This window comes from Buttiauxella sp. BIGb0552 (assembly GCF_004366275.1).
GTDB lineage: Bacteria > Pseudomonadota > Gammaproteobacteria > Enterobacterales > Enterobacteriaceae > Buttiauxella > Buttiauxella gaviniae.
On record NZ_SODY01000003.1, the window covers coordinates 122,328 to 145,379 of the forward strand.

Genomic DNA, 23,052 nt, shown 5'->3' on the forward strand with positions numbered 1-23,052 from the left:
GATAAGTTTTCTTATGAGGGAAGTAAAATCCCGTGTATGCCTAATCGGAAAAATTTCGTTTTTTATACCCAAAATAATTAAAGTTGCGTCAAGGCGGCAAGCAAGAAAATCCCGATGAGCTTACTCCAGTAAGTGATTATTCGGCCCATCCATGGACCTCACCCCTTCGGGGCGCTGCTGGCAGCGTTCAAATCAGCTCCCAGCAGATTTGTCGGGTGAACGAGTGAAGCTAACGCCGAGGCAACTTTAAGTATTAAGGGTATATCAAGAATATACAGCCTGGATGTCTTCCATATAGAAGCCACGATACTGAAGATAACGCTGCACTTTAGCTCGCTCTTTCCATTCTGTGGGAAGTTGCTCGCCAAATTTTCGCTCGGCAATGTCTCGAGCCATCTCTTGCCAGTCTATTTCGCAATTTTCCATTGCGGCTTCGCTCAGATCACGCGCGATACCTTTGCCCTGCAATTCCTGGCGGATACGTTGCGGGCCATAACCTTTGCGGCTGCGGCTTGCGATAAAACGTGAGGCAAATTGAGCATCGTCCAACCAGTGGTGTTCATAACACCAGGCAATGACTTTTTCGATATCTTCAGGCGTGAATGGGTCTTCTTCAGCTCTTGGTTTTCCGGGGAATGTAGGCTGTGCCGCAAGTTTACGGCGAAGTTCTTGTTCACTGTGATCGCGCATCGCAAGGATACGAGTGGCTTTGTCTAATAAGCGAGAATAAGGACTGCGGCGGGAAGTAGATTCGGCAGGCATAGCGGATAACCTGTTTAATAGAAAATGTAGTAAGACAGAAACAAATAAGGGCTGCCGTAGCAGCCCTTATGGGATTTAGAAGTCTTCTTTGGATTCAGCAACGTCTTTGTCGTGGTCATCAGCAACAAAGTCTGGTGTACCATCTGGATTATTCAGCAGCATATCACGCAGTTTCTTCTCGATTTCAGCAGCCATTGGCTTGTTTTCTTTCAGGAAGTTACTGGAGTTTGATTTGCCCTGGCCAATCTTCTCACCGTTGTAGCTGTACCAGGCACCTGCTTTTTCAATCAGCTTGTGCTTCACGCCTAAATCAACCAGCTCGCCGTAGAAGTTGATACCTTCACCGTACATGATCTGGAATTCAGCTTGTTTAAATGGTGCAGCAATTTTGTTTTTCACCACTTTAACGCGGGTTTCACTACCCACCACGTTATCGCCATCTTTCACCGCGCCAATGCGACGAATATCCAGACGTACAGAAGCGTAGAACTTCAGTGCGTTACCGCCGGTAGTGGTTTCTGGGTTACCGAACATCACACCAATTTTCATACGAATCTGGTTGATGAAGATAAGCAGGGTGTTGGATTGCTTAAGGTTACCTGCCAGTTTACGCATTGCCTGGCTCATCATACGTGCCGCGAGGCCCATATGAGAGTCACCGATTTCGCCTTCAATTTCAGCTTTCGGCGTCAGAGCGGCAACGGAGTCAACAACCAGTACGTCTACTGCACCGGAACGTGCCAGCGCATCACAGATTTCCAACGCTTGTTCACCAGTGTCTGGCTGTGAACAAAGCAGGTTGTCGATATCTACGCCCAGTTTCTTAGCGTAAATCGGGTCCAGAGCGTGCTCGGCATCGATAAACGCACACGTTTTACCTTCACGTTGAGCGGCGGCGATAACTTGCAAAGTCAGCGTCGTTTTACCAGAAGATTCTGGCCCGTAAATTTCAACGATACGGCCCATTGGTAAGCCACCGGCACCAAGCGCAATATCCAGTGAAAGTGAACCGGTAGAGATCGTTTCCACATCCATGGTACGGTCTTCACCCAGACGCATGATGGAGCCTTTACCAAATTGTTTTTCAATTTGGCCAAGTGCTGCCGCTAACGCCTTCTGTTTGTTTTCGTCGATAGCCATTTTTACTCCTGTCATGCAGGGTGATACACGGATGCGCCACGCTGCTTACTATGCTGTTTTGTTGTGCCAATTATACTGTATGGTCATACAGTATCAAGCTTATTTTTGAGAAATTCTTCCCACAGGGTTTGCAGCGCATATTCAGTGGCCTGGCGTCGAACGGCATCACGGTCACCAGCAAAAATCTGGCAGTGGGCGATGGTGCCATCAAGTTTTGAAGCGAAGCCAAACCACACCGTCCCGACAGGTTTTTCTTCACTACCGCCATTTGGCCCGGCAATACCACTGACAGCAATCGCGTAATCCGCAGCAGCCGCATAAAGCGCGCCTTGCGCCATTTCACGCACCACGGCTTCACTCACTGCACCATGCGTTTCCAGCGTTGCGCTATCAACACCAATCATTTGGTGCTTAGCCTCATTACTGTAGGTAACAAAACCACGTTCAAACCAGGCAGAACTGCCTGAAAGATCGGTAATCACTTTTGCAATCCAGCCGCCAGTGCAGGATTCGGCCGTAGTAATAGTGGCGCCGAGCTCCCCGAGCGCTTCGCCGACCTGGCGACTGAGTTGATGCAATGTGTTGTCTGTCATGGCTTGCTCCGATTGTAGGCATATCGCTGGGTTACACGATAGCACTTAACCTATCTTTCAGAGGATTACATTAGATTTCTCGAGGCAGTTCCAGAAAAAAGAACGGCCAGCGAATACTGGCCGATTAAATCACTTCATGCTGTTAGCGATGGCATCCACATTGTGCTTGAATGCCATCTCATAAGTGCTGGCTGGGCCGTTTGCGGCTGAAAGCGCCTCGGGGTAAAGCTCTCCACCCGGCTGCGCGCCACTTGCGGCAGCAATTTGTTTTACCAGACGGGGGTCAGTCTGGTTCTCGATGAAGTAAGTTTTAATCTGCTGGTTTTTGAGTTGCTTGATAAGTCCAGCAACGTCACTGGCATTAGCTTCCGCTTCGGTCGAGAAGCCCACTGGCGCCAGGAAAGTCACACCATATTCCTGACCAAAGTAGCCAAACGCATCATGGCTGGTGAGTACTTTACGCTTTGATTTCGGAATAGCTTCAAAACGCGTTTTCGCCCAACTATCGAGCAATTTCAGGCGGGTGACATACTCGGAGCCACTGTCATTGATTGCAGCTGCATCTTCCGGGTCAGCCGCCACCAGCGCCCTGGTAATATTTTGTGCGTAGATTGCGCCATTTTCGGCGCTATTCCAGGCGTGAGGGTCGGTAATTTGTTTACCGTCATCGATCATTTTACGCGTAGAAATACCTTCAGAGGCAACAATCACCTTGCCTTTATAGCCTGATGCGCTGACCAGGCGGTCCATCCACCCTTCCATTCCCAGGCCGCTCACGATAACCACATCAGCTTTGCTTAACGCCACGCTGTCTTGCGGCGACGGTTCAAAGCTGTGTGGATCGCCATCTGGCCCCACCAAACTTTTCACCGTGACATGATCACCACCTACTTGTTTTGCCATATCCGCCAACACGGTAAAACTGGTAACCACATTGAGGTTTTTCGCCAACGCAGCCTGGCTTGAGCACGCCAACACCAATGACACCATCATCCCAAAACGTTTCATTTAATCCCCCTGCTTGTTGTTATCAAGCCTCGACAAAGGCTACGAACCAGCCCGCTGCGCGAACCAAAAAGAATCGAGATAAAGAAGCCGACGCTTGCCGTCAGAACAATGGCAGGGCCGGCTGGCAATGCGGCGGCAAAAGACCATGCAAGTCCAATCCAGGCCGACAACAAACCACAGACAATAGCGATAAACATCGCCCCTGGTAGGGTTTTCGCCCAGCAGCGTGCCGATACAGCGGGAAGCATCATCAGACCGACAGACATTAGAGTCCCGAGGATTTGAAACCCGGCGACTAAATTGAGTACCAATAACGCGAGAAATACACCGTGAATAAGATGAGGGGCCAGGCGGTTATTGACCTGTAAAAAGCTGCGATCGAAAGTTTCCATCACCAGTCCACGATATAAACCAGCCAGAATAAGCAGCGTCACGCTGGCTATCACGCCAACAAAGATTGTTGACTGGCTATCCACCGCCAGAATGGAACCAAATAGAAGATGGAGTAGATCAACGCTGGAACCACGTAATGAAATCAACGTGACCCCCAACGCCAGCGAGCCAAGATAAAAACCGGCAAAACTGGCATCCTCTTTAAGATTGGTACGTGAACTCACAAGCCCTGAAATTAGCGCAACCAGCACGCCCGCAACAAAGCCGCCAATCCCCATCGCAACCAGCGACATACCCGCCAGTAAATACCCCACAGCAACGCCAGGCAAAATGGCGTGAGACAGTGCATCCCCCACCAGACTCATACGTCGTAAAAGTAAAAAGATCCCCAATGGGGCTGTACTTATCGATAGTGCAAGGCAGGCGACAAGTGCGCGTCGCATAAAGCCGTAAGCAATAAACGGTTCAAAGAAGAAGTGATAAATCATGCAGATAACGCCAGATTGATGCTTGATTTGCAGTAATGGGGCAGTACTTCAGCGGTATCGCCCCAATGGAAATGGTCTTGCGTGAGCAACAAAACCTGCGGGAAGTGCCTGCTAACGAGCTCGTTATCGTGCAGCACCGCCATAACTGTCTGGCCCGCCTGATGCATCTGGCAGATAAGCGTCATCAAAAAATCACTGGTTTGTGAATCAACGCCGGTAAAAGGCTCATCAAGCAATACTAATGGCGCGTTTTGTACCAGCAGGCGTGCAAACAGCATTCTTTGAAACTGGCCGCCGGAAAGCGCTTCGATGGGTTGCTTGCTTAATGTAGTAAGGCCAACACGCTCAATGGCATCGGCTACTCGCAGACGGATTTGGCGATTCAACGAGGAAAACAGACCTCGAGCGGGCCATGCTCCCATGCAAACCACATCGTAAACCGTGGTAGGAAACTGCCTTTCCATTTCTGCAAGTTGTGGCAGCCATGCAATACGTGGACGCCCCTCAGTAAAAGACAATTGCCCAGAAACGGGCGACTGTAACTTCAGGATCGTCTTGAGAAGGGTCGATTTCCCTGTGCCATTGGCACCGATGATGGCCGTCATACTGCCTTTCACAATATGGCCGGTTAATGGCGGTGTCACAGCCCTTCCCTGATAACCCAGTACTAGCTGATTTAGCGAGATCATGGCAGTGCTATCGCCCAGCGAATAGCCAGCCATAACCCAGCCAGCAGAATTAAGACCGCGCAAAATCGGACAGGCGCAGCCACTGTGAATAGTGTCCGTATAGGAAGCATTGCAGGAAAACCACTGAATTTGATTTGTTATAACATAACATAAACCAAATCGAATGTGATGTAAATTCCTGATCGACGATCAGGAAAAACCTTCATAACAATCTGGGAAGCAAACCCCGCCTCAGAACAAGGCGGGGTGACGATTACTGAACGCGAGCCAGCGCTACTGCCTGACCGAGCTGCCAGACCGCCATCGCATAATGCGTGCTGTGGTTATAACGAGTGATAGTGTAGAAGTTCGGCAAACCGTACCAGTACTGGTAGCTATCGCCCATATCCAGGCGCAGCAAGCTTGCCTCCTGGTGGTTGCCCAGAGAAGCGGTTGGGCTTAAACCAGACTCAGCCAGTGCGGAAACGGAATATTTAGTTTTAAAACCATTCGCAAGCCCCGGCACCTGGCCGTTGGCAGGAACCGCAACCAAATCACCTTTCACCCAGCCATGGCCTTTGAAGTAGTTCGCCACACTGCCTATAGCATCTTCAGGGTCCCACAGGTTTACATGGCCGTCACCGTTGAAATCCACCGCATATTCTTTAAAGGCCGAAGGCATAAACTGGCCGTAGCCCATCGCCCCAGCGAATGAACCTTTCAAAGCCAGCGGGTCATCGCCTTCGTTACGCGCCATCAACAGGAAGGTTTCCAGTTCGCCAGAGAAGTATTGCGCACGACGAGGGTAGGCAAACGAGAGCGTAGCAAGTGCGTCGACAATCCGTGTTTTCCCCATCACACGGCCCCAACGGGTTTCAACACCAATAATGCCAACAATAATTTCTGGCGGCACGCCATAAACCTGGAAGGCGCGTTTCAGGGTGTCTTCATATTGATTCCAGAATGCGACACCATTTTGCACATTATCAGGGGTAATAAATTTGCCGCGATAGCGTAACCATGCACCATTTGGACCTGCTGGTGGTGCAGTAGTCGGTGCCTGCTGGTCCATTAAACGCAAAACGTAATCCAGGCGTTTGGCCTGAGAAAGCACTTCGTGCAATTGTTGGCGGTCAAAACCATGCTTATTCACCATTTTATCGATGAATTTCTCAGCCTCTGGATTGTTAGCAAAATCCCCCGTCTGCATAAACACATCATGCTGCGGTTGCAACAAGAACCCCCCAGTAGGCGTGCCGGTTTGTTGAGGCTGAGTTTCTGTTTTCGGTTTGCTGCTACAAGCGGCGAGCAAAACAATAAGCGGAAGTAACGCGACGGAGTAACGCATGTGTTGGGATATCCATATAGCTAACGACGAGGTGTATTCCTTATGGTAAATCAAAATCAATAATCCGTGATCCCCCTTTCTAACTCCTTTCATTTCATCCGCGTAATTTTCAATGCAAACCCCACAATCTTTCAAATTAACAGTTTTATGTTTCATAATGAGATCTAAATAACATACCAGAAGGTTTCAAAGTGATTATTATGAACTGCCACTGAACGCAGAGTGAGCATTTATCCTTCAGGAGATAACAATGATCGACATGATTACCCATGGAGCTGAATGGTTTATTGGCCTGTTCCAAAAAGGGGGAGAAGTTTTTACCAGCATGGTGACCGGCATTCTTCCGCTGCTGATAAGCCTGCTGGTGATAATGAACGCGTTAATTAATTTCATCGGCCAACATCGCATCGAACGTATGGCCCAGCGCTGTGCCGGAAACCCGGTTTCCCGTTACCTGTTACTGCCCTGCATCGGTACGTTTGTGTTCTGCAACCCGATGACGTTAAGCCTGGGGCGCTTTATGCCCGAGAAGTACAAACCGAGCTATTACGCCGCCGCTTCATACAGTTGCCACTCAATGAATGGCCTTTTCCCTCACATCAATCCTGGCGAGTTGTTTGTGTATCTCGGGATCGCCAGTGGGCTGACCACGCTGGGTCTGCCACTCGGCCCACTCGCAGTGAGTTACCTGCTCGTCGGCCTGGTCACTAACTTCTTCCGTGGTTGGATAACCGACCTCACAACCTCGATTTTCGAGAAGAAAATGGGTATCGAACTTGAACGCCAGGTGCGACTTTAAGGAAAAATCATGACGCAAAATATTCGTATTGATAAAGGCCAGGGTGGTTGGGGCGGCCCGCTGATTCTTCCGGTCGAACCTGGAAAAAAAATCGTCTATATCACCGCAGGAACTCGCCCGGCGATTATCGATAAACTGAGTGAAATGACTGGCTGGCAGGCGGTAGATGGCTTTAAAGAAGGCGAGCCGCCGGAAGCTGAAATCGGCGTGGCGGTGATCGACTGTGGCGGAACATTGCGCTGCGGGCTGTACCCGAAACGCCGCATACCCACCATCAATATTCATGCCACCGGAAAATCCGGGCCAATGGCGCAGTATATCGTTGAAGATATTTATGTTTCTGGTGTGCGAGAAGAAAACATCACTTGGGAGGCTGATGAAACGCAGCCCGTCGCGAAAGCGCCGGTTCGTGACTACGACACCCGTAAAAAAATAACCGAACAAAGCGATGGTTTGCTGGCAAAAGTCGGCATGGGTATGGGCTCGGCTGTGGCGGTGCTGTTTCAGGCCGGGCGCGACACCATCGATACCGTGTTAAAAACCATCCTGCCGTTTATGGCGTTTGTCTCGGCGCTTATCGGCATCATCATGGCCTCAGGATTAGGCGACTGGATTGCTCACGGCCTGGCTCCGCTGGCCAACAACCCCATCGGGCTGATAACCCTGGCGCTCATTTGTTCGTTTCCGCTGCTCTCACCTTTCCTTGGCCCGGGGGCGGTCATCGCACAGGTGATTGGGGTATTGATTGGCGTACAAATTGGCCTCGGCCATATTCCCCCTCATCTGGCGCTGCCCGCGCTGTTTGCCATCAACGCGCAAGCAGCCTGTGACTTCATTCCGGTGGGTCTGTCTCTGGCTGAAGCCCGGCAGGATACGGTGCGTGTCGGCGTGCCATCGGTATTAGTCGGCCGCTTTTTAACGGGCGCGCCGACCGTCCTCATCGCCTGGTTAGTCTCCGGCTTTATCTATCAATAGGGTGAGTTATGCGAACTATCTATCAAACGACCATCACGTTCATCGGCCAGTCAGCTCGCGACGCGCTGGAGGACAACATGCTGATCACGTTTCGGGAAGGCGCTCCCGCCGATATTCAGGACTTCTGTTTTATTCACTGCCACGGCGCATTGAACGGCACGCTTGAACCCGGCATCAGTTTTGAACTCAATGGGCAGCATTACGATGTCACCGCTGTTGGCGATGTCGCCCAGCAGAACTTACAGGAACTGGGGCATATCACCCTGCGTTTCGACGGCGAAGCACGCGCCGAATACCCGGGAAACGTCCATGTTAACGGACCGCTACCCCAGAATATTGAAACCGGCTGCCAGTTGAAGTTTTTAGCTTAAATACATTAAAGGAGTAGAACATGAACCAAGTTGCCGTTGTCATTGGCGGAGGACAAACCCTCGGAGCATTTCTCGCCCATGGGCTTGCGAAGGAAGGTTACAAAATTGCCGTAGTGGATATCCAAAGCGAAAAAGCTGCCCGTGTCGCTCAAGAAATTAACGACCAGTACGGTACCGGTATGGCCTGGGGATTTGGTGCTGATGCCACCAGCGAACAGAGCGTAACCGCGCTGGCAAACGGGGTAGATGAGATTTTTGGCCAGGTTAATTTATTGGTGTATAGCGCCGGGATTGCCAAAGCCGCGTTTATTGGTGATTTCGCGCTGGGTGATTTTGACCGCTCGTTGCAAGTCAATCTGGTGGGCTATTTTCTGTGTGCCAAAGCGTTTTCAGCCCTGATGATTCGCGATTGTATCCATGGCCGCATCATCCAAATCAATTCAAAATCCGGGAAAGTGGGCAGTAAGCATAACTCCGGTTACAGCGCAGCAAAATTTGGCGGCGTAGGGCTGACACAATCTCTGGCGCTAGATTTAGCGGAATATGGCATTACCGTTCATGCCCTGATGCTCGGCAACCTGTTGAAATCGCCAATGTTTCAGTCATTACTGCCGCAATATGCCGAGAAACTGGGCATTGCGGCAGATGAGGTCGAGCAGTATTACATTGATAAAGTCCCGCTCAAGCGCGGGTGCGACTATCAGGATGTGCTGAATACTCTGCTGTTTTATGCCAGCGAAAAAGCATCGTACTGCACCGGTCAATCCATCAACATTACCGGCGGACAGGTGATGTTTTAACCGTTGATGTTTTAACCATTGATGTTTTAACACCACGGCTGGATAGCCGTATGGCAGCATACGCGCTATCCACCTCGTCAGAGAGAGAAAAATGACCAATGCACTTATTGCCGTCGCAGTTATCGCCTGGCTGAGTCAACTTGTTCTGGGCGGCTGGCAAATACGCCATTTCAATCGCTCGTTTGAAAAGCTATGCCAGAAAGGAGCCGTGGGTATTGGGCGCTCGGGGGCGCGCTTCAGGCCCCGCGTGGTGATTGCGCTGGCATTCGATGAACACCAAAATATCTGCGACAGTTTAATGATGAAAGGCATCACTATTTTTGCCAGGCCCTTACCTTTGTCACAAATACACGGGATGAACCGAAAGGAATTACAACCTGATGTGATCTTCCCCCATGATCGGAACTGTCAGAATGCTCTATCATTAGCGATTAAAGTGAAACATGGATAATTTCGTTTCGAACGCTTATTGCTTGCGAAATTATCAAACTAAAAATTAGCGCAAGGTAATAAGAGCTTATGAAACCACGCCAGCGACAGGCCGCAATCCTGGAGTATCTGCAAAAACAAGGAAAAAGTTCCGTTGACGATCTCGCGCAATATTTTGCCACCACGGGCACCACTATCCGCAAAGATTTGGTGCTATTGGAAAATACCGGGACGGTTATCCGTACCTATGGCGGCGTAGTACTCAGCAAGGATGAACCCGATCCGCCTATCGACCACAAGACGTTAATTAACACCCATAAAAAACAACAAATCGCAGATGTGGCGGTGACATTCATCCACGATGGTGACTCGATTATTCTTGATGCCGGGAGCACGGTGCTGCAAATGGTTCCGCTCTTACAGCGCTTTAATAACATCACCGTCATGACCAACAGCCTTCATATTGTTAATGCGCTGTCAGAACTCGATAACGAGCAAACTATCCTGATGCCGGGTGGCACCTTCCGTAAAAAATCAGCCTCTTTTCATGGTCAACTGGCCGAAACCGCGTTTGAACAATTCAGCTTCGATAAACTGTTTATGGGCACCGATGGCATCGATCTCAATGCCGGCGTCACCACATTTAATGAGGTTTATACCGTCAGTAAAGCGATGTGCAATGCAGCGCGTCAGGTGATCCTCATGGCTGACTCATCTAAATTTGGTCGCAAGAGTCCGAACATTGTGTGTGGGCTGGACAGCGTCCACACCATTATTACCGACAGCGGCATCAGCGAGGCATTTTTGACGGCGTTACAGGAAAAGGGAATCAACGTGATTATTACCGAGGAAAAACATGACTGAACGCATGGTACGTATCGCGCGCGAAACGCTGGAATTAGAACTGTATGAAGCCAGCCGTTTATCAGACAGGCTGGGCGAACACTTCGTGAGTGCCGCCCGAGCAATGCTTGCCTGTGAAGGCAAAGTGATTGTTTCAGGGATGGGTAAATCAGGGCATATTGGTAAGAAAATTGCCGCAACGCTTGCCAGCACCGGCACCCCTGCTTTCTTCGTACATCCTGCGGAAGCCCTTCATGGCGATTTAGGGATGATTGAGAGCCGCGATATCATGCTGTTTATCTCCTATTCTGGCACGGCCAAAGAACTGGACTTAATCATCCCGCGCCTCCAGGAAAAAGCCGTCACCTTGATTGCCATTACGGGTAAACCCGACTCCCCGCTCGCCAACGCTGCGCTGGCGATACTCGATATCTCTGTTGAACGCGAAGCCTGCCCTATGCGCCTCGCCCCCACATCAAGCGCGGTGAATACCCTCATGATGGGTGACGCACTTGCCATGGCCGTTATGCAGGAACGAGGCTTTAATGAAGAAGACTTTGCTCGCTCCCATCCTGCTGGGGCTTTAGGGGCGCGCCTGTTAAACCGCGTGCATCACCTGATGCGCACAGGGGATCAGCTTCCAGCCGTCGCGGACACAGCAACAGTCATGGATGCCTTACTCGAACTGAGCCGCACAGGGCTGGGCCTGGTGTGCGTGACCAATACGCATCATCAGGTTGTGGGGGTGTTCACCGATGGCGATCTACGCCGTTGGCTGGTGGGGGGCGGCAAACTTGAAGCGGGCATTTGCGATGCAATGACCACTCAATGTTCCGTACTCCAGACCGAAACGCGAGCGGCTGAAGCCAAAGAAACACTCATGAATAAACGTATTAGTGCGGCACCTGTGGTCGATGAAACCGGTCAACTGGTTGGCGCGATTAACCTGCACGATTTCCACCAGGCGGGGATGATATAAACCCGAGTTTTCGATCCTTCTAATAACACAGGGCATCTCCATGAGCCGATACCATGTATCCAGTCGCGAAGGCCAGTATGAGAAAGACTCTGGTGAGCAGGTTTTGGCTAATAAACTGGGTATCGCTTCTTCTGATGAGATGGATGAGGCCGAACTTGTCCTGTTAGAACAACTCTACCAGTCCGTTTTTGAAGAACAATTCCCGGAAGGACAGCTCAGCGTAACCATGCTAAAAAGCTGGCATCGCCGCTGGTTAGGTAACATCTACGAGTGGGCTGGACAAGAAAGAGCGGTCAATATCAGCAAGGGCGGTTTTATGTTTGCCCCCTCAGCACAGTTGCCAAAACTGCTGAACGAGTTCAACACGAAGTATCTGGCTCAATACACGCCGTGTAGCGGCATGGACGAAGAACAGCTCATCACCGCCCTCGCCATCACCCATGTCGAGCTGATACTTATCCATCCATTCAGAGAGGGAAACGGGCGCCTGTCGCGACTGCTAGCCGACGTGATGGCCGTTCAGGGAGGATACAAACCGCTGGATTATCAAAGCTGGGAGCAAAACAAAACCCAGTATATCTCGGCTATCCATGCAGGCATATCAATGGACTACGAGCCGATGAGACACTGGGTAAGAGAAGCATTAAGAAAGGGTTAAACCGCAAGACGTAAATGAGCGAACTTTTTGCGCGTCGCTTCAAGGGAAGCTTCGATCTTCTCGGAGGACTGCCCTGTTTCAACAGCCGTAGATGTTGCTACCGAGCGAACGATGTCAGCGCGAGATGGCTTAGCGTAGCTTGCCTGAGTTTTTTTGTTGTTACTCATCATTACTCCTGAAAAGCAGAATCTGGGCTAAAAACATCGTTCAAACAGTATACCAAAATTATCAGATTAAGCCTCTAATAGATCTTGTATCCATGAGTGCGCCGCACTGCGTGGTAATCCTCACATCAAGCGCGGTGAATACCCTCATGATGGGTGACGCACTTGCCATGGCCGTTATGCAGGAACGAGGCTTTAATGAACTCGCTCCCATCCTGCTGGGGCTTTAGGGGTGCGCCTGTTAAACCGCGTACATCACCTGAGCCGCACAGGGTTGGGCCTGGTGTGCGTGACCAATACGCATCATCAGGTTGTGGGCGTATTCACCGATGGCGATCTACGCCGTTGGCTGGTGGGGGGCGGCAAACTTGAAGCGGGTATTTGCGATGCAATGACCACTCAATGTTCCGTACTCCAGACCGAAACGCGAGCGGCTGAAGCCAAAGAAACACTCATGAATAAACGTATTAGTGCGGCACCTGTGGTCGATGAAACCGGTCAACTGGTTGGCGCGATTAACCTGCACGATTTCCACCAGGCGGGGATGATATAAACCCGAGTTTTCGATCCGGCTCGTAACCTTTTCGATAAGATGTTAACCCCCTCCCCCATTGTGATACGCTTTGCCCCATTCTCGATCCTGACCAGAACACTCTGGATCGTTTCTTCATTTTATCGTGAAGTTGGTTAATAAAATCAAATGACTACTACTGAAAACCTCGACCACCACACCCCGATGATGCAGCAGTACCTGCGCCTGAAAGCTCAGCATCCTGAGATCCTGTTGTTCTATCGCATGGGCGACTTTTACGAGTTGTTTTATGACGATGCAAAACGTGCGTCGCAACTGCTCGATATCTCGCTGACTAAACGTGGTGCATCCGCAGGCGAACCGATTCCAATGGCGGGTGTTCCACATCACGCCATCGAAAACTATTTAGCTAAGCTTGTTAATCTGGGTGAATCTGCCGCCATTTGCGAACAGATTGGTGACCCCGCCACCAGTAAAGGTCCGGTGGAGCGCAAAGTAGTGCGTATCGTTACGCCAGGCACTATCAGCGATGAAGCCCTGCTGCAAGAGCGCCAGGACAACCTGCTGGCGGCAATCTGGCAAGACGGGAAGGGTTTTGGTTATGCCACACTCGATATCAGCTCCGGGCGTTTTCGTCTGTCAGAGCCTGAAGATATCGAAACAATGGCTGCCGAACTCCAGCGCACCAATCCTGCTGAACTGCTGTATGCGGAAGATTTTGCCCAGACACGTTTGATTGAAGGCCGCCGTGGCTTGCGGCGTCGCCCGCTGTGGGAGTTTGAAATATCCACCGCACGCCAACAGTTGAATATGCAATTTGGTACCCGCGACCTGATTGGCTTTGGCGTTGAAAATGCCCATCACGCATTGTGTGCCGCAGGCTGCTTGTTACAGTACGTTAAAGATACGCAGCGCACTTCCCTGCCGCATATTCGCTCCGTCACCATGGACCGCCAGCAAGACAGCATCATTATGGATGCGGCAACGCGCCGTAATCTGGAGATAACCCAAAACCTGTCTGGTGGCTTTGAAAATACGCTCGCCTCAGTGTTGGACTGCACCGTGACTCCGATGGGTAGCCGCATGCTGAAACGCTGGCTGCATATGCCGATTCGCAATATCGACGTGCTGCAAAAACGCCAGCAGACCATTGCAGCCTTACAAGAGCGTACCGCTGAAATCCAGCCGGTGCTGCGTCAGGTTGGCGACCTGGAACGTATTCTGGCTCGTCTGGCATTACGCACAGCGCGCCCACGCGATTTAGCGCGTATGCGCCACGCTTTCCAACAACTACCTCAATTGCGTGAAATGCTGGCCGATGTACCAACAGAGTATGTGCAGACACTGCGTGAAAATATGGGTGAATTCACTGAACTGCGTGAATTACTTGAACGCGCTGTAGTGGAATCGCCGCCCGTGCTGGTGCGCGATGGCGGTGTGATTGCACCGGGTTTTCACGAAGAGTTAGACGAGTGGCGTGCGCTGGCTGATGGCGCAACGGATTATCTTGATAGGCTGGAAATCCGCGAGCGTGAAAAGCTTGGTCTGGATACGCTGAAAGTCGGTTTTAACGGTGTGCATGGTTATTACATCCAGATTAGCCGCAGCCAGAGTCACCACGCGCCGATTCATTACGTGCGCCGTCAGACGCTGAAAAATGCCGAACGCTATATTATTCCTGAGCTTAAAGAGTACGAAGACAAAGTTCTTACATCAAAAGGCAAAGCTCTTGCACTGGAAAAACAGCTCTACGATCAGTTGTTCGATACGCTGTTGCCACATCTTGAAGCGTTGCAGCAAAGTGCTACTGCTTTGGCGGAACTGGATGTGCTGGTTAACCTTGCTGAGCGCGCTTACAGCCTGAATTACACCTGTCCGCAACTGACTGATAAACCGGGGATTAAAGTTGTTGATGGTCGTCATCCAGTCGTTGAGCAAGTTCTTAGCGAACCGTTTATTGCCAACCCGCTAAGTCTTGCACCTCAACGCCGCATGTTGATTATCACTGGCCCTAACATGGGGGGTAAAAGCACCTACATGCGCCAATCGGCGTTGATCGTGCTGCTTGCCTACATCGGTAGTTTTGTTCCTGCACAGCAGGCAGAGATTGGGCCAATCGACCGTATTTTCACCCGCGTAGGGGCGGCTGACGATCTGGCTTCCGGGCGTTCAACCTTTATGGTGGAGATGACCGAGACGGCAAATATTCTGCATAACGCCACCGAGAACAGCCTGGTACTAATGGATGAAATTGGTCGCGGGACTTCCACATACGATGGTTTGTCATTAGCCTGGGCGTGTGCCGAAAGCCTGGCTAATCGCATCAAAGCACTGACCCTGTTTGCAACGCACTATTTTGAGCTGACTACGCTGCCTGAGAAAATGGAGGGTGTGGCGAACGTTCATCTTGATGCTATCGAACACGGTGACACCATCGCCTTTATGCACAGCGTGCAAGATGGCGCGGCGAGCAAAAGTTATGGCCTGGCCGTTGCCGCGCTTGCAGGCGTGCCAAAAGATGTGATTAAACGAGCACGTCAAAAACTACGTGAGCTGGAGACGATTTCTAACAATACCGCAGCCACACAGGTTGATGGTACGCAGATGTCGTTGCTGTCGGTCGCTGAAGAAACGTCGCCTGCGATTGAGGCTCTGGAAGCGTTAGATCCGGATTCGCTGTCACCACGCCAGGCGCTGGAGTGGATTTATCGTTTGAAGAGTTTGGTGTAGAAATGTCGGATGTCGCTATGCTAATCCGACCTACGGGATAGCAGTTGCAGGCGTCATCCGCGCTGAAAAAACCATAAAAAAAGCGGTGACCTTAGTCACCGCTTTTTACTTGAAGAGTCGATTATTCGCGGAACAACGCTTCGATATTAAGCCCTTGCGTCTGCAAAATCTCGCGCAGACGACGTAAACCTTCTACCTGAATCTGGCGAACACGTTCACGAGTCAGACCAATTTCACGGCCAACATCTTCCAGTGTTGCAGCTTCATAGCCTAACAGGCCAAAACGACGAGCCAGTACTTCACGCTGTTTCGCGTTCAGTTCAAACAACCACTTCACGATGCTCTGCTTCATATCATCGTCTTGCGTGGTGTCTTCCGGACCGTTGTCTTTCTCGTCAGCCAGAATGTCCAGCAGCGCTTTTTCAGAGTCACCACCCAACGGGGTGTCTACTGAAGTAATACGCTCGTTGAGACGCAGCATGCGGCTGACATCATCAACAGGTTTATCCAGTTGCTCAGCAATCTCTTCCGCACTCGGCTCATGGTCGAGTTTGTGGGAAAGCTCACGAGCAGTACGCAGATAAACGTTCAGCTCTTTCACGATATGAATCGGCAAACGAATCGTACGGGTTTGGTTCATGATTGCCCGTTCGATGGTCTGACGAATCCACCATGTTGCGTATGTTGAGAAACGGAACCCACGCTCTGGGTCAAACTTCTCAACAGCACGGATCAGCCCCAGATTCCCCTCTTCAATCAAGTCCAGCAAAGCCAGACCACGATTGCTATAACGACGGGCAATCTTAACCACCAGACGCAAGTTACTTTCGATCATGCGTCGACGAGAAGCGATATCACCACGCAGTGCGCGGCGGGCAAAATACACCTCTTCTTCGGCTGTTAATAATGGGGAATAACCAATCTCCCCAAGATAAAGCTGAGTTGCGTCAAGCACACGCTGAGTGGCACCTTGTGACAACAACTCCTCTTCGGCTATGTCGTTATCACTGGGTTCCTCTTCTACGAGGGCTTTTTCGTCAAAGACCTCAACTCCATTCTCATCATATTCCGCGTCTTCATTTAACTCGTTAACTTTCAGCGTATTCTGACTCATAAGGTGGCTCCTACCCGTGATCCCTGGGCAAAATACCTTTGCACTTCGTCCTTTAACCGATCTCCGCGTTGACTGCCTTCATTCACCCCAGTCACTTACTAAAGTAAGCTCACTGGGATTCACTCAGTTGCCGCCTTGATACCGCCTAAATTCCTATGTGCATTTAAAAGTACTTTGCCGGCTTATCGCTGCGGTAAATAACGCAGCGGGTTGACGGATTTCCCCTTGTAACGAATTTCAAAATGTAAACGTGTTGAACTGGTTCCGGTGCTACCCATGGTAGCTATCTTCTGCCCCGCCGTGATTTCTTGTTGTTCCCGGACCAGCATTGTATCGTTATGGGCGTAGGCACTCAGGTAATCATCGTTGTGTTTAATGATGATTAGATTACCGTAACCACGCAGCGCGTTACCGGCATACACCACTCGCCCGGAGGCGGTAGCAACAACAGCCTGGCCTTTGCTGCCTGCGATATCGATCCCTTTATTGCCACCTTCAGTAGCAGAGAAGTTCTCAATAACCTTGCCTTCAGTCGGCCAGCGCCAGGTTGAAATTGGCGCGCTATCGGACGTGCTGCTGGCAGTTGGTACAGTAGTCGTAGAGCTAACCACAGGTGCCGTAACCGGTGCTGTGACGACAGTCGCAGTACCTTTATTATTCGGCAACATTTTGTTAGCACTCTGTTCACCTGAATCCTCAGAATACGTAATTACAGGTTTAGAAGCAACCACCGCGGTGGTATTTTGCACAGGTGGCGGAGCGACGCCTTGCGCGCTGGCATCAGCCGTTGTGACCGCATTTCCGCCAGTGATTGGCGTCCCAGAAGAGCTGCCCACTTGCAGGGTCTGACCTACTTCTAAGCCGTACGGGGCCGGGACATTGTTGCGCTGGGCTAAGTCACGAAAATCGTTCCCGGTAATCCATGCAATATAGAAAAGAGTGTCGCCGCGTTTAACGGTATAAGTGCTGCCGCCGGCATAGCTGCCTTTCGGAATGTTCCCATACTTGCGGTTATAAACGATACGGCCGTTTTCAGTTTGAACTGGCGTTGAAACAACGGTCTGTGACTGTGTTTGCATCGGTTGAATTACTGGCTGCTGTTGTACAGGCTGAATTTGCGAAGTCTGGCTTTGGGTGGACATTTTCGGTGGCTGGGTAATCAGCATTCCACCGGATGAACTACTACCGGCATTGCTGCTACCACCTACAGAACTAATAGGCGCCTGGCTGTTATTGCTGGTACAGCCAGCTAACCAAAGGCTAACCAGCGACAACGCTGCAATACGGCGTAAAGTAAAAGTTGGGCTTCCCGCGCTCATTTATCCCCCAAGAAAAACAATCATATGCTTATGAAAATACGGCAGAACTGGCGCTGACGGCCAGGCATCACTATCTTATGCGCGTTACGTTACGCCAAAACCCTTAGAAAAAAACAAGATATTTCCGGGTTATGCCAGCTCGCCCTTCACTAAGGGCACAAAACGAACGGCTTCTACCGTATCAATGACAAATTCCCCACTCTGGCGACGAATACGTTTAAGAAACTGCCGATCTTCGCCTACAGGGAGAACTAAAATTCCGCCTTCATCCAGCTGTGCTAAGAGTTCGCTGGGAATCTCCGGCGGTGCTGCCGTAACAATAATAGCGTCAAATGGACTGCGCGCATGCCAGCCCTGCCAACCATCACCGTGACGGGTTGAGATATTGTGCAGATCGAGTTGTTTTAAACGTCGCCTTGCGTGCCATTGCAGGCCTTTAATGCGTTCAACTGAACAAACATGATGCACCAGGTGCGCCAGAATGGCAGTTTGATACCCGGAACCCGTACCGATCTCCAGCACACGGCTCTCAGGAGTCAGTTCAAGTAACTCGGTCATTCTTGCAACCATATAAGGCTGCGAAATGGTTTGGCCTGAGCCAATGGGTAATGCAGTATTTTCCCAGGCTTTGTGCTCAAACGCTTCGTCGACAAATTTTTCCCGAGGCACCTGCGCAATTGCATCAAGAACTTTTTCGTCCTTGATACCTTGATTGCGTAGCTGTTCGAGAAGGGTTTGTACGCGTTTGCTTACCATTGCTCATCCACTCCTGACTTGCTCAACCAGTGGCTAACCACCTCACGAGCACTGTGGGCGGTTAAGTCAACATGCAACGGCGTAACCGACACATAACCTTCATCAACAGCGGCAAAATCGGTATCCGGGCCAGCATCAAATTTGTCGCCCGGAGGCCCAATCCAATACAGAGTATTACCGCGAGGATCTTCTTGCGGAATCACTTTATCGGAAGGATGACGGCTACCACAGCGGGTGACACGAATACCTTTGATTTGATCAAGTGGCAAATCAGGCACGTTAATATTTAAAATGCGCCCTGTTCGCAGCGGCTCGCGCATCAGCGCTCGCAGAATCGTACATGTTACCGCTGCGGCAGTTTCATAATGCTCATGGCCATTAAGAGAAACAGCCAGCGCCGGAATACCTAAGTGTCGCCCTTCCATCGCCGCCGCAACTGTGCCTGAATAGATAACGTCATCACCCAGATTTGGGCCAGCGTTAATCCCGGAAACCACCACATCAGGAGCCGGGCGCATCAATGCATTCACGCCAAGATAAACGCAGTCAGTCGGCGTGCCCATCTGCACAGAAATATCGCCGTTTGCGAGAGTGAAAGTACGCAATGAAGATTCGAGCGTCAGTGAGTTTGATGCCCCACTGCGATTACGGTCGGGGGCTACCACCTGCACGTCAGCAAATTCCCTTAGTCGGGTCGCCAAAACTTGAATGCCCGGCGCGTTGACCCCGTCATCGTTACTCAAAAGTATTCTCATATTAAATTTAAAGCTTCTTTTATATGAAAAGGATAAAACCACATGTTGGCTCCAGGCATCTCAACGCTCTGGGATGTTTTACCCGTCAAAAACGGTCCAACCTGTTGTTTTATCCCATTCTGCTGATTTTAGTGCACCCGTAATGAAATTGTTGCAGTTTTTGTAACATTCACCACAAAGTCCTGTCCAGGGGCTACTATACAATCCAATGTTGACTAAATCACCTGCTGTGGTCTGAGGATTGCGCCGAAAACAAGAGGTTGAGGGACTGTCAGAGAAAAAATCAATGTGGAATTTAAAACAAAAAAAAGCGGGTAATGTCATTACCCGCTATGAATGAGTTCTACCTTACTCTGCAATATCCGCGTAATTACCCGGTGCGTTCATTAATTCACGCACCACGCTGGTTGCAAAACTGCCGGCTGGCAGCCAGAAATTCAGCTCAACGGTGATGTCATCCCACCAGCTCCAGCTCAACTCTTTGGGCATCAACAGCATGGCGCGGCGAGCCGCTTCGACACGCTCACGCACCAGCAACCCCTGCAAATCCGTTTCCCCAGCAACACAACTCTGTTCAAACTCCAGCGCGGCGTTTTGCGTGCCCCAGGAACCGTCACCCGGTAGCGGTGCAGTAATCAATAATTCACCGCTATCGACACGGTTTTGCAGCTCAGGAAGCTCTTCCTGCGTGGCAACAAACCAGCTTCCGCGCCCGGCAAGTTGCAGCGCATCACCATCGATAACCTGGTTGAAATCAGACTTTTTCAGCCTTTCGCTGACGATCTGGTTAAACATGGCGCTACGAGCAGCGGACAGATAAAAACTGCGCTTATTACGATCGCGGATAGGTGCATTGGTTTGCGCCCAGCGCACAGCCTGGTGCAGGTTATTACCTGCAATACCAAAACGCTGGCTACCGAAATAATTCGGCACTCCACGATGCAAAATTGTATTCAAACGCTGCTCAATATCAGCACGGTCACTCACTTCACGCAGCACCAGCGTAAAACGATTCCCCTGCAAAGCACCGAGGCGCAATTTACGGCGGTGACGGGCATATTCCAGCACCTGACAGCCTTCAAGCTCAAACCCGCTCATATCCGGCATTTCTTTGCCAGGAAGGCGTACACAGAACCACTGTTCGGTTACTGCATGCTTGTCTTTCTGCCCGGCAAAGCTCACTTCGCGGGCTGGAACCTTCAGATATTTCGCCAGCGCGTCAGCAACAAAACGGGTGTTGCAGCCATTTTTCAGGATGCGTAACAGTAGTTGCTCACCGTCACCATCCGGCCCAAAACCCAGGTCTTCGATAACCACGAAGTCCTCTGGACTGGCTTTGATTAACCCGGTGCCTTGTGGTTTGCCGTGCAACCAGGTCAGATTCTGCATATCCATTATTTGCGCGCCTTATGCAGCAATGCGACCGCTTCGCAGGCAATGCCTTCACCACGGCCTGTAAAACCGAGCTTCTCAGTGGTGGTCGCTTTTACGTTCACATCGTCCATATGGCAGCCGAGATCTTCGGCAATAAACACGCGCATCTGTGGGATGTGCGGAGCCATTTTTGGAGCTTGGGCAATAATCGTCACATCGACGTTACCTAATGTGTAGCCCTTCGCCTGAATACGACGCCAGGCTTCGCGCAACAACTCACGGCTGTCTGCACCTTTAAACGACGGGTCTGTATCCGGGAATAATTTGCCGATATCGCCCATTGCGGCAGCCCCTAACAAAGCATCGGTTAATGCGTGCAGAGCGACATCGCCATCCGAGTGAGCAAGCAACCCCTGTTCGAAAGGCACACGTACGCCGCCAATGATAATGGGCCCTGGGCCACCAAAAGCGTGTACATCAAAACCATGTCCAATACGCATTATTTATTCTCCGTTTGGGTTAACCGCGTGAGGTAAAACTCCGCCAACGCCAGGTCTTCAGGACGAGTCACTTTTATATTATCGGCGCGGGCGCTAATTAATTCGGGATGGAAGCCACAATACTCCAGAGCCGAGGCTTCATCAGTAATCGAGGCATGCTCATCGAGTGCGCGCTGCAAGCAGCTACGCAGTAATTCCAGAGGGAACAACTGAGGTGTTAAAGCGTGCCAAAGGTCTTCACGATCGACAGTATGCGCAATCTGCACTTTACCCGGTTCGCCACGTTTCATCGTGTCACGTACCGGAGCTGCCAGAATACCGCCAATTTTGCTCGTCTCAGTGATATCCAGCAAACGGGCTAAATCATCCTGATGCAGGCAAGGGCGTGCCGCATCATGCACCAGAACCCATTGCGCATTTTTCACCACGTTCAGCCCGGCAAGCACCGAGTCAGCACGCTGTGCGCCGCCGTTTATCACGGTGATATTTGGGTTAGAGGCAAGGGGCAAAGAGGCAAACCAGCTATCGGTTGGGCTAATGGCGATAACGACATGAGCCACGCGTGGATGAGCCATCAGGCTCGCCACTGCGTGTTCAAGAATAGTTTTATCGCCGATTTTTAGATATTGCTTAGGACATTCCGTTTGCATGCGGCTGCCGATACCTGCTGCCGGCACCACGGCAATTACGTCCGGGGAGGAGTCTGCCATGTAGATTCACTTACGCTTGATTATCGATTGTTCTGCCCGGCACTGTTAGTTAAGCGCTTAGAGCTATCGGGTACCAGGCGGTAGAAAGTTTCACCCGGCTTGGTCATGCTTAATTCATTACGTGCACGTTCTTCAATGGCTTCCTGCCCGCCATTAAGATCGTCAATTTCCGCAAACAGCTGATCGTTACGCGCTTTGAGTTTAGCGTTCGTCGCCTGCTGCGCAGTAACGTCGTCATCTACTCGCGTGTAGTCATGTACGCCGTTTTTTCCAAACCACAGCGAATACTGCAGCCAGACCAACAAGGCCAGCAATAGCAGCGTTAGTTTACCCATCCTGCCCCCTGAAAAACGGCACAATCATCGCACAAAATTTTATCGAGCTTCGCTCTGGGCACAAGGTGGCCCTTCGTATTTGCGGCAGAATTTATCACAGAAAGCGCCAACATGCGCGTTTGCAGGTGAGTTAGCGGACATGCAGCGATAAATAGTCTGTTACGGTTTGGCGAATATTTTAAGATTAACCCATCAGCCATAAGAAAAGGATGCCAAACATCAGCGTTACGGCAAGCACCGTAGCAATGCAGCTAAAGATCAAACGGCCTCGTAGAAGGGAGTGCAGCGCAATTCCCACGACGACCGCTACAGGAAGTAAAGCGAGGAAAAATGGCCAGGTATAGAGGAAGAAAAACAGCGTGTTAGGGCCATAAATCAGGAAAGGAATACCCAGCGCCAATAGCCATGACAAAAAACCGATGAACGCGCCGGCCAATGACCAGGTCGTCTCTTCGGTACCAGGGCTTGCTTCAGCCGATGTAATTGCCATGTTAGTGCCATTGCGCATA

Annotated in this window: 26 protein-coding genes and 1 pseudogene; 10 read left to right on the top strand and 17 right to left on the bottom strand. The window is 50.8% G+C overall.

What is annotated here, in order from left to right:
- Window positions 1-264 precede the first annotated feature (264 nt).
- The 7 genes from EDF88_RS09620 to mltB form a co-directional block, all read right to left on the bottom strand.
- Window positions 265-762 (bottom strand): regulatory protein RecX, encoded by a 498-nt coding sequence (locus EDF88_RS09620; protein WP_134184377.1) that lies wholly within the window; start codon window positions 760-762, stop codon window positions 265-267.
- Between the two features lie 75 nt (window positions 763-837).
- Window positions 838-1,902 (bottom strand): recombinase RecA, encoded by a 1,065-nt coding sequence (gene recA / locus EDF88_RS09625; protein WP_064513292.1) that lies wholly within the window; start codon window positions 1,900-1,902, stop codon window positions 838-840.
- A gap of 83 nt (window positions 1,903-1,985) precedes the next feature.
- The gene (gene pncC, locus EDF88_RS09630) at window positions 1,986-2,495 is read right to left on the bottom strand and encodes a nicotinamide-nucleotide amidase (protein WP_134184380.1); all 510 of its coding nucleotides are present in this window, start codon (window positions 2,493-2,495) and stop codon (window positions 1,986-1,988) included.
- Between the two features lie 129 nt (window positions 2,496-2,624).
- Window positions 2,625-3,503, bottom strand: coding sequence for a metal ABC transporter substrate-binding protein (locus EDF88_RS09635; protein WP_134184382.1), 879 nt, complete (start codon window positions 3,501-3,503; stop codon window positions 2,625-2,627).
- Window positions 3,500-4,384, bottom strand: coding sequence for a metal ABC transporter permease (locus EDF88_RS09640; protein ID WP_134184384.1), 885 nt, complete (start codon window positions 4,382-4,384; stop codon window positions 3,500-3,502). Before EDF88_RS09640 ends, EDF88_RS09635 begins: the two co-directional genes overlap by 4 nt.
- Window positions 4,381-5,073: an ATP-binding cassette domain-containing protein gene (locus EDF88_RS09645; protein ID WP_064513540.1), complete on the bottom strand. Its 693-nt coding sequence runs from the start codon at window positions 5,071-5,073 to the stop codon at window positions 4,381-4,383. The genes EDF88_RS09640 and EDF88_RS09645 overlap by 4 nt, the downstream gene beginning before the upstream one ends.
- A gap of 253 nt (window positions 5,074-5,326) precedes the next feature.
- Entirely contained in the window at window positions 5,327-6,400 is a 1,074-nt protein-coding gene (gene mltB, locus EDF88_RS09650; protein ID WP_064513298.1) for a lytic murein transglycosylase B, read from the bottom strand.
- A 250-nt stretch (window positions 6,401-6,650) separates the two neighbouring features.
- Between mltB and EDF88_RS09655 the strand changes: the two genes are divergently transcribed.
- From EDF88_RS09655 to EDF88_RS09690, 8 genes are all read left to right on the top strand, one after another.
- Window positions 6,651-7,199, top strand: a complete 549-nt coding sequence (locus tag EDF88_RS09655) for a PTS glucitol/sorbitol transporter subunit IIC (protein WP_134184386.1) — start codon at window positions 6,651-6,653, stop codon at window positions 7,197-7,199.
- A 9-nt stretch (window positions 7,200-7,208) separates the two neighbouring features.
- Window positions 7,209-8,174 (top strand): PTS glucitol/sorbitol transporter subunit IIB, encoded by a 966-nt coding sequence (locus EDF88_RS09660; protein ID WP_134184388.1) that lies wholly within the window; start codon window positions 7,209-7,211, stop codon window positions 8,172-8,174.
- An 8-nt stretch (window positions 8,175-8,182) separates the two neighbouring features.
- Window positions 8,183-8,545 (top strand): PTS glucitol/sorbitol transporter subunit IIA, encoded by a 363-nt coding sequence (srlB, locus tag EDF88_RS09665; RefSeq protein WP_134184399.1) that lies wholly within the window; start codon window positions 8,183-8,185, stop codon window positions 8,543-8,545.
- Window positions 8,546-8,565: 20 nt separating this feature from the next.
- Complete coding sequence (gene srlD / locus EDF88_RS09670; RefSeq protein ID WP_134184401.1) at window positions 8,566-9,345, top strand: sorbitol-6-phosphate dehydrogenase; 780 nt, start codon at window positions 8,566-8,568, stop codon at window positions 9,343-9,345.
- Window positions 9,346-9,436: 91 nt separating this feature from the next.
- The gene (gutM, locus tag EDF88_RS09675) at window positions 9,437-9,796 is read left to right on the top strand and encodes a transcriptional regulator GutM (protein ID WP_134184402.1); all 360 of its coding nucleotides are present in this window, start codon (window positions 9,437-9,439) and stop codon (window positions 9,794-9,796) included.
- Window positions 9,797-9,864: 68 nt separating this feature from the next.
- Window positions 9,865-10,638, top strand: coding sequence for a DNA-binding transcriptional repressor (locus tag EDF88_RS09680; protein WP_134184404.1), 774 nt, complete (start codon window positions 9,865-9,867; stop codon window positions 10,636-10,638).
- Complete coding sequence (gene gutQ, locus EDF88_RS09685; protein ID WP_134184406.1) at window positions 10,631-11,596, top strand: arabinose-5-phosphate isomerase GutQ; 966 nt, start codon at window positions 10,631-10,633, stop codon at window positions 11,594-11,596. Before EDF88_RS09680 ends, gutQ begins: the two co-directional genes overlap by 8 nt.
- A gap of 40 nt (window positions 11,597-11,636) precedes the next feature.
- Complete coding sequence (locus tag EDF88_RS09690; protein ID WP_134184408.1) at window positions 11,637-12,254, top strand: Fic family protein; 618 nt, start codon at window positions 11,637-11,639, stop codon at window positions 12,252-12,254.
- Here the strand turns inward: EDF88_RS09690 and EDF88_RS24670 are convergent.
- Entirely contained in the window at window positions 12,251-12,421 is a 171-nt protein-coding gene (locus EDF88_RS24670; protein WP_162829812.1) for a hypothetical protein, read from the bottom strand. The two genes, EDF88_RS09690 and EDF88_RS24670, sit on opposite strands and share 4 nt — an antisense overlap.
- A 68-nt stretch (window positions 12,422-12,489) precedes the next feature.
- Between EDF88_RS24670 and EDF88_RS09695 the strand changes: the two are divergent.
- Together EDF88_RS09695 and mutS are read left to right on the top strand one after the other, a co-directional pair.
- A pseudogene (locus EDF88_RS09695) lies at window positions 12,490-12,971 on the top strand (CBS domain-containing protein); the annotation flags it as partial.
- A gap of 147 nt (window positions 12,972-13,118) precedes the next feature.
- Window positions 13,119-15,680 (top strand): DNA mismatch repair protein MutS, encoded by a 2,562-nt coding sequence (gene mutS / locus EDF88_RS09700; protein ID WP_134184410.1) that lies wholly within the window; start codon window positions 13,119-13,121, stop codon window positions 15,678-15,680.
- 121 nt (window positions 15,681-15,801) lie between these two features.
- Here the strand turns inward: mutS and rpoS are convergent, their stop codons facing one another.
- The 9 genes from rpoS to EDF88_RS09745 form a co-directional block, all read right to left on the bottom strand.
- Complete coding sequence (gene rpoS, locus EDF88_RS09705) at window positions 15,802-16,794, bottom strand: RNA polymerase sigma factor RpoS (RefSeq protein ID WP_034497934.1); 993 nt, start codon at window positions 16,792-16,794, stop codon at window positions 15,802-15,804.
- Window positions 16,795-16,976: 182 nt separating this feature from the next.
- Window positions 16,977-18,062, bottom strand: coding sequence for a murein hydrolase activator NlpD (gene nlpD / locus EDF88_RS09710; protein ID WP_243839612.1), 1,086 nt, complete (start codon window positions 18,060-18,062; stop codon window positions 16,977-16,979).
- 180 nt (window positions 18,063-18,242) lie between these two features.
- Window positions 18,243-18,869, bottom strand: a complete 627-nt coding sequence (locus EDF88_RS09715) for a protein-L-isoaspartate(D-aspartate) O-methyltransferase (RefSeq protein ID WP_064513306.1) — start codon at window positions 18,867-18,869, stop codon at window positions 18,243-18,245.
- Window positions 18,863-19,624, bottom strand: a complete 762-nt coding sequence (surE, locus tag EDF88_RS09720; protein WP_064513308.1) for a 5'/3'-nucleotidase SurE — start codon at window positions 19,622-19,624, stop codon at window positions 18,863-18,865. The genes EDF88_RS09715 and surE overlap by 7 nt, the downstream gene beginning before the upstream one ends.
- A gap of 348 nt (window positions 19,625-19,972) precedes the next feature.
- Window positions 19,973-21,022, bottom strand: coding sequence for a tRNA pseudouridine(13) synthase TruD (truD, locus tag EDF88_RS09725; RefSeq protein WP_134184414.1), 1,050 nt, complete (start codon window positions 21,020-21,022; stop codon window positions 19,973-19,975).
- A complete protein-coding gene (gene ispF, locus EDF88_RS09730) occupies window positions 21,019-21,498 on the bottom strand; it encodes a 2-C-methyl-D-erythritol 2,4-cyclodiphosphate synthase (RefSeq protein ID WP_064513312.1) in 480 nt (159 codons plus the stop codon). Before ispF ends, truD begins: the two co-directional genes overlap by 4 nt.
- Window positions 21,498-22,208 carry a 2-C-methyl-D-erythritol 4-phosphate cytidylyltransferase gene (gene ispD / locus EDF88_RS09735; RefSeq protein WP_134184417.1) on the bottom strand — a complete coding sequence of 237 codons (711 nt, stop codon included), beginning with the start codon at window positions 22,206-22,208 and terminating at the stop codon, window positions 21,498-21,500. Before ispD ends, ispF begins: the two co-directional genes overlap by 1 nt.
- A 20-nt stretch (window positions 22,209-22,228) precedes the next feature.
- Entirely contained in the window at window positions 22,229-22,543 is a 315-nt protein-coding gene (gene ftsB, locus EDF88_RS09740; protein WP_064513316.1) for a cell division protein FtsB, read from the bottom strand.
- Window positions 22,544-22,727: 184 nt separating this feature from the next.
- Window positions 22,728-23,051, bottom strand: a complete 324-nt coding sequence (locus EDF88_RS09745) for a DUF3561 family protein (protein ID WP_134184418.1) — start codon at window positions 23,049-23,051, stop codon at window positions 22,728-22,730.
- Window position 23,052: the final 1 nt, after the last annotated feature.